A 5,225-nucleotide genomic window follows, 5' to 3' on the forward strand; every position below is an offset into this window, starting at 1 on the left:
GGGTTCAGGCTCCGGGGCCGGCGCGGGTGCAGGCTCGGGAGCGGGAGCAGGGGCCGGTTCGGCTGCCTGCGGGACCACGTTGATCGGCTCGGCCGCAGGAGCGGGGGCCGGGTTCGCCTGGATTTCGCTCTTTTCGATGCTCAGCTTCGACTGTGCCTCAGCCGCCTGAGTCTCCGTGGCTGCCACCTGCACTGCGGTGTCGGTAGCCTGGCCCGCGGCTCCAACGCCTACAAGGAGGGCGCCGGACGCTGCGAGGATGGCAGCGCGCTGGCCGAAGGACGGAATTTTGCCTGATGTGCGCGGGGCACGGGCTTCAGAGCCTGGTTTCGGGCGTGCTTTAGCAAGGAACTTAGACATGATGGATCGCCTCTCACACCTGCGGAGTTAGCTGTCGGGTTCGGATGAGGGCATCCGGCCACACGGAAAGATCACGTGCTGGCTTAACCCCAAGGGCAGTTGAGTGCCCGGGACTGTTGGGTCCCCCGCCTCTGCCTATGCTCAAGCGGAATCCGGGAAGCGGCAGAGCTTGGCGTCATCCGGATATGCGGCCCGAACGGGAACCGCACCCAATCGACGGTACAGGAGTGCAGCGCTTAAGTCACATTTTGGTAACAGGGATCACGCTGACGGCGCGCCTCCTTGCGTCCGCCCGCGCGGCAAGGGGAGCTGGAGGGCGAACTGCGTACGGCCTGGCTGTGATGTCACCGTGACCTTGCCCCCGTGGGCCTCAACAATGGACTCCACGATGGACAGCCCCAGGCCGCTGGTTCCTTCAGCTCCGGATGCGCCGGGTCCGCCGGCCCTGCCTGTCCGGGCCGCGTCTGCGCGGGCGAACCGCGCGAAAACCTGGTCCACGAACTCGGGTGGAATGCCCCCGCCGTCGTCCGTTACCGTCACCACCGCGGCGCCCTCCGCCGTCTTCCCAACTCCGGTGACCACGGTGGTTCCCGGCGGGGTGTGCTTGCGGGCGTTGGACAGCAGGTTCATCAGCACCTGCCGCAGCTGGGACGGGTCGCCGTTCACCACCACGGGTTCGTCGGGAAGCTCCAGCCGCCAGGTATGGCCGGGCGCCATGACCTTTTCGTCGCTGACGCCTTCAACCACCAGCTGGTTCAGGTCCACCTCGCTGAGTTTCAGGGGCTGGCCCTCATCAAGGCGCGCCAGCAGCAGCAGGTCCTCCACCAGTGCGGTCATCCGCTGGGACTGGCTTTGCACCCGGGCCAGCGACTTCTCCCCGTCCGGAGTGAAGTTTTCCGTCATCCGCATCAGTTCGGTGTACCCGCGGATGGCGGTCAGCGGCGTGCGGAGCTCATGGGAAGCGTCGGCTACAAACTGCCGGACCTTGGTTTCACTCTTCTGCCGCGCCTGCAGCGCGTTGGCCACGTTGTCCAGCATGAGGTTCAGGGCGTGGCCCACGCTGCCAACCTCCGTACCGGGATTGGAGTTCGACGGCGGCACGCGCACCGCAAGCGCCACCTCGCCGGCATCCAGCGGCAGCTTTGAAACGCGAGTGGCAACCTCCGAGAGCTGCTCAAGGGGCTTCATGGTGCGGCGGATCAGGACGGTTCCCACCAGCCCGACCAGGAGAAGGCCGCCCAGCGAGACGAAAACGAACGTCCACACCAGGGACGCGAGCGTGCTCACCTTGGCGGCGAGGGGGAGTCCTGTCACCAGGACGTCACCAAAGTTGGTCTGGATGGCCACCAGCCGGTAGTCGCCATTGGAAAGCGTCCTGTCCACCGGCTGTACGTTGGTGGGCAGGGCCAGCAGGACCTGTTTGTCCTCCGTGGACAAAGCGGAGCGCGTGGTATTCGAGGTGAGGAAACCGCCGCTGTTGACCTGACCGTTGAGGATCCGGGCGTTGAGGGTTCCAACGCTCTGGCCGCGGGCATCCAGGGGATCCCTGCCATTGAAGCCGCCCGAGGGAGGGCGTCCTGGATCGTTGGAACGGTCTGCAGCCTGACTCAGCTGCTCATCGAGTTGCCGGGTGAGGAACGCGTCCATCGAGGCATAGCTCGCCACGCCAACCGCCCCGCAAATGGCAATCAACAGCGTCATGGCCAGGAGGATCAGTCGGGTCCGCAGGTGCCACGTGCCGGCCTTCAGCCAGCTCCGGGGCTGCGGCACCGTACTGTGCGCGGACGCCATCGCTTTCCTACTCCGCCGGCTTGATGACGTATCCGGCGCCCCGCACGGTGTGGATCATGGGCGGATGGACGGCGTCCACCTTTTTGCGCAGGTAGGAAATGTAGAGCTCCACGATGTTGGCCTGGCCGCCGAAGTCGTAGTTCCAGACCCGGTCCAGGATCTGCGCTTTGCTGATGACGCGCCTGGGGTTTTCCATAAGGTAGCGGAGCAGCTCGAACTGGGTGGCGGTCAGCTGGAGCTCCTCACCCGCACGGGTTACCTCACGGGTGTCAACGTTGAGGACCAGGTCTCCCACCACCAGTTCGGCGGTGTCCATCGCGGCCACACCGGACCGCTGGACCAGGCGGTGCAGGCGGAGCAGGACTTCTTCCATGCTGAAAGGCTTGGTGACGTAGTCGTCCCCGCCGGCCGCGAGGCCGACTATCCTGTCCTGGACCGCGTCCTTGGCGGTGAGGAACAGGGCGGGAACCTCGGGCGCGAAGGCGCGGATCCTGCCCAGGACCTCGACGCCGTCGAAGCCGGGAATCATGACATCCAGGACCAGCACGTCAGGGCGGAAGTCCTTGGCCACTTTCACTGCCTCGGGACCGTCGGCGGCAACCGCCACGGACCAGCCGGCCATGCGCAGCCCCATGCTCATGAGCTCGGAAAGGCTCGGCTCGTCATCCACCACCAGCGCCCTGATGGGGGAGCCGTCCGGATGCGTGAGCTTGGGGAGGTTGTTTGTCATGGAGTGCGAGGTGGCCATGGAACAACTCTCCATTCATTGGTTTAAGCCCGGCTATGGCGTTCCTGTGCGCAAGCTGTGAATCCCAGCCTAGCGAGCTGGGTCCGTGGAAGGTTTCAGGCGTGCAATCTGCGCGCTCGCGGCCGCCGGCCACGGACGTTCAAGCGGCGGCACACCGAGATCCCCGAAGGCGATTCGGCCGCTCGGCGCACACTTTTTTCTGTCCAAAAGCAGGGGCGGCTGGACACGCCATCAGGGCGAAGAGCGGGATTCCGCTATTAGACTCTCTAGTGAACGAAACAACCTCTGGGCATTCTTTAATCGAATAATATTCTGTGCAGCACCACCAAAAAGGCCGAATGCCGGATAACAATCGTTATTTTTTACAACGTCCAGAATTGTGATTTGGAACACTATCGCGGAATTTGTCTCATAATGCGGACGATCACGTCCATTGTTACTTGCAAGTTGCCATTGTTACGCTGCACACTTCCAATGTGAACAAGAACTCAACAGCACCTGCAGCCGCAGAATATTGGCCCAGCACATCCGCTGCTGCCGACATGCGCTGTTGTCGAATGCACGCCTGACCTTCCCACCCTCCGAAGTTCTTAGGCATTCGCCCCCAGCCCAGCGTCGGGCGCCCTCCCCAGTTCGCATTGCGGGGATTCCCAGCATTCGGGCCGCGATGACGGCCATTCACATTGAGGTAAGCATTCCATGTCAGTTGCATCCGGATACGTCCACATTTCTGTCCGTAACGCCGCCAAGGCCGGCCAGCCCTCGGGCCTGCGCCCCGGGTTTGGACCGCGCCCCGCCCTGGCTCCATCATCATCTGGAAGCAGCTTCCCCTCCCAGGGCTACTCGCCGCAGGGCTTCAACCCCAGCTCCTACGGGCAGCTCCGTGCGGTCCAGCCCGCAGAGGCGGCACCCATGACCGTCCCCACTCCCGTGGTGGCCGGTCCAAACACTGTCCGGCCCGTAGCCAACGACAACGTTGCCCGCGGATTTGTCCTCTACATGGGCATTGACGAGGAAACGGCGGCAGCGGCCGGAACCTCCATCGCCAAACTGGCCCAGGAGATCCGCGCCTACGCCCAGTCCCTCGTGTCCGGCGCCGAAAGCTACGCAGCCGTCGCCGTTGCCCCCGCCGGCACGCCCGGTTCGGCGCTCGACGTCGTCCGTTCCACCTTCGGTGACCCCACCGTCAACGCCCGCCAGCGCACAGAGGCCCCGCGTCCGTCGCAGGCACAGGAGCCGCGCCCGTCCGGCGTCCTGATCGACCTGGCACGCCGCGAAGTCCACCTGGATGGCGAGTCGCTCAACCTGACGTTCAAGGAGTTCGAGCTCCTGAACTACCTGGTGGAGAACGGCACCCGCACCGTGGGGCGCGACGAACTCCTTGAGGGGCTGTGGCGCAACGCCGAAGAGGTGCCCAACGAGCGCACCATCGACGTCCACATCCGCCGGCTCCGCTCCAAGCTGGGCCGCCTTGCCAACACCGTGCGCACAGTCCGCGGCCAGGGGTACCGGTTCTACGAGCACCCCGAAGTTGTTGTCTGGGCCGCTCCGGAATACTCGATCTAGCATTTACCTCAGCCGCCTCCCGGGGGCATGTGCCTCCGCGGCTCTTGGCATGTTCGTTAGGCTTGGGCCATGAGTGAGCACCATCTTCGACGGCTTGTGATCATGCGGCATGCCAAGGCCGACTGGCCGGGCGGGGTGGCTGACCACGAGCGTCCGCTGGAGGAACGGGGCCACCGCGAGGCGCCGCTTGCCGGCCGGTGGCTGCTCAAGCACAACATCGTGCCGGACTTCATCCTCTGCTCCAGTGCCCTGCGGACCAGGCAGACCTGCACGTGGGTGTGTTCGGTGCTGGGGGACAAGGCGCCTACGCCCAAGCTTGAGGACGGGCTGTACGCTGCGTCGGCGCTCCGGATGCTGACCGTCATCAACCACGTTCCGGATACAGTCACCACGCTGATGCTGATCTCACACCTGCCCGGCGTACAGGACCTTGCCATGCACCTTGCCTCACGCGACTCCGACCACGACGCCTACATGGACGCCGCCACCAGGTATCCCACGAACGCCCTCACCGTCCTTGAGACCGAAAAGTCCTGGGCGGAACTGGACGGACAGGACGCGCGCATCACCAGGTTCAAGGTCCCCCGCGCGCACTAACTCGCCCACCAACTAAAGCTCCAGCGGCGACCCTGCCGCCTGGGGTCAGCGCCGGGGCGCGGGCTTCGCGCCCGTTGCCGACGACGGATTCCTGGTTGGAGAGGCCGACGACGACGGCCGCCTGGCAGGGACGGAAGGTACCCGCGCGGGTGCGCGGAGGCACAGG

4 protein-coding genes, 1 pseudogene and 1 riboswitch are annotated in these 5,225 nt (G+C 65.0%); of the genes and pseudogenes, 2 read left to right on the plus strand and 3 right to left on the minus strand.

The window, feature by feature from the left end:
* The 3 genes and pseudogenes from ACKAE7_RS20375 to ACKAE7_RS20385 all read right to left on the minus strand — a co-directional run.
* Positions 1-357: pseudogene (locus ACKAE7_RS20375) on the minus strand (hypothetical protein); the annotation flags it as partial.
* A gap of 5 nt (positions 358-362) precedes the next feature.
* Positions 363-525, minus strand: a riboswitch (cyclic di-AMP (ydaO/yuaA leader).
* A 93-nt stretch (positions 526-618) separates the two neighbouring features.
* Positions 619-2,148, minus strand: coding sequence for an ATP-binding protein (locus ACKAE7_RS20380; protein WP_408980147.1), 1,530 nt, complete (start codon positions 2,146-2,148; stop codon positions 619-621).
* 7 nt (positions 2,149-2,155) lie between these two features.
* Positions 2,156-2,896: a response regulator transcription factor gene (locus tag ACKAE7_RS20385; RefSeq protein WP_408980148.1), complete on the minus strand. Its 741-nt coding sequence runs from the start codon at positions 2,894-2,896 to the stop codon at positions 2,156-2,158.
* 699 nt (positions 2,897-3,595) lie between these two features.
* Here ACKAE7_RS20385 and ACKAE7_RS20390 point away from each other — a divergent pair.
* Both ACKAE7_RS20390 and ACKAE7_RS20395 read left to right on the plus strand, forming a co-directional pair.
* On the plus strand, positions 3,596-4,462 hold the full coding sequence (locus tag ACKAE7_RS20390; protein WP_188811573.1) for a winged helix-turn-helix domain-containing protein: 867 nt from the start codon (positions 3,596-3,598) through the stop codon (positions 4,460-4,462).
* 69 nt (positions 4,463-4,531) lie between these two features.
* A complete protein-coding gene (locus ACKAE7_RS20395; RefSeq protein WP_408980149.1) occupies positions 4,532-5,059 on the plus strand; it encodes a SixA phosphatase family protein in 528 nt (175 codons plus the stop codon).
* The last annotated feature ends 166 nt before the right edge of the window (positions 5,060-5,225 follow it).

Source organism: Pseudarthrobacter sp. NKDBFgelt, from assembly GCF_046097905.1.
Classification (GTDB): domain Bacteria; phylum Actinomycetota; class Actinomycetes; order Actinomycetales; family Micrococcaceae; genus Arthrobacter; species Arthrobacter polychromogenes.

Coding starts and splice junctions, on each gene's coding strand:
- ACKAE7_RS20380 (WP_408980147.1), bottom strand. CDS start 2,148: ATGGCGTCCGCGCACAGTACGGTGCCGCAGCCCCGGAGCTGGCTGAAG.
- ACKAE7_RS20385 (WP_408980148.1), bottom strand. CDS start 2,896: ATGGCCACCTCGCACTCCATGACAAACAACCTCCCCAAGCTCACGCAT.
- ACKAE7_RS20390 (WP_188811573.1), top strand. CDS start 3,596: ATGTCAGTTGCATCCGGATACGTCCACATTTCTGTCCGTAACGCCGCC.
- ACKAE7_RS20395 (WP_408980149.1), top strand. CDS start 4,532: ATGAGTGAGCACCATCTTCGACGGCTTGTGATCATGCGGCATGCCAAG.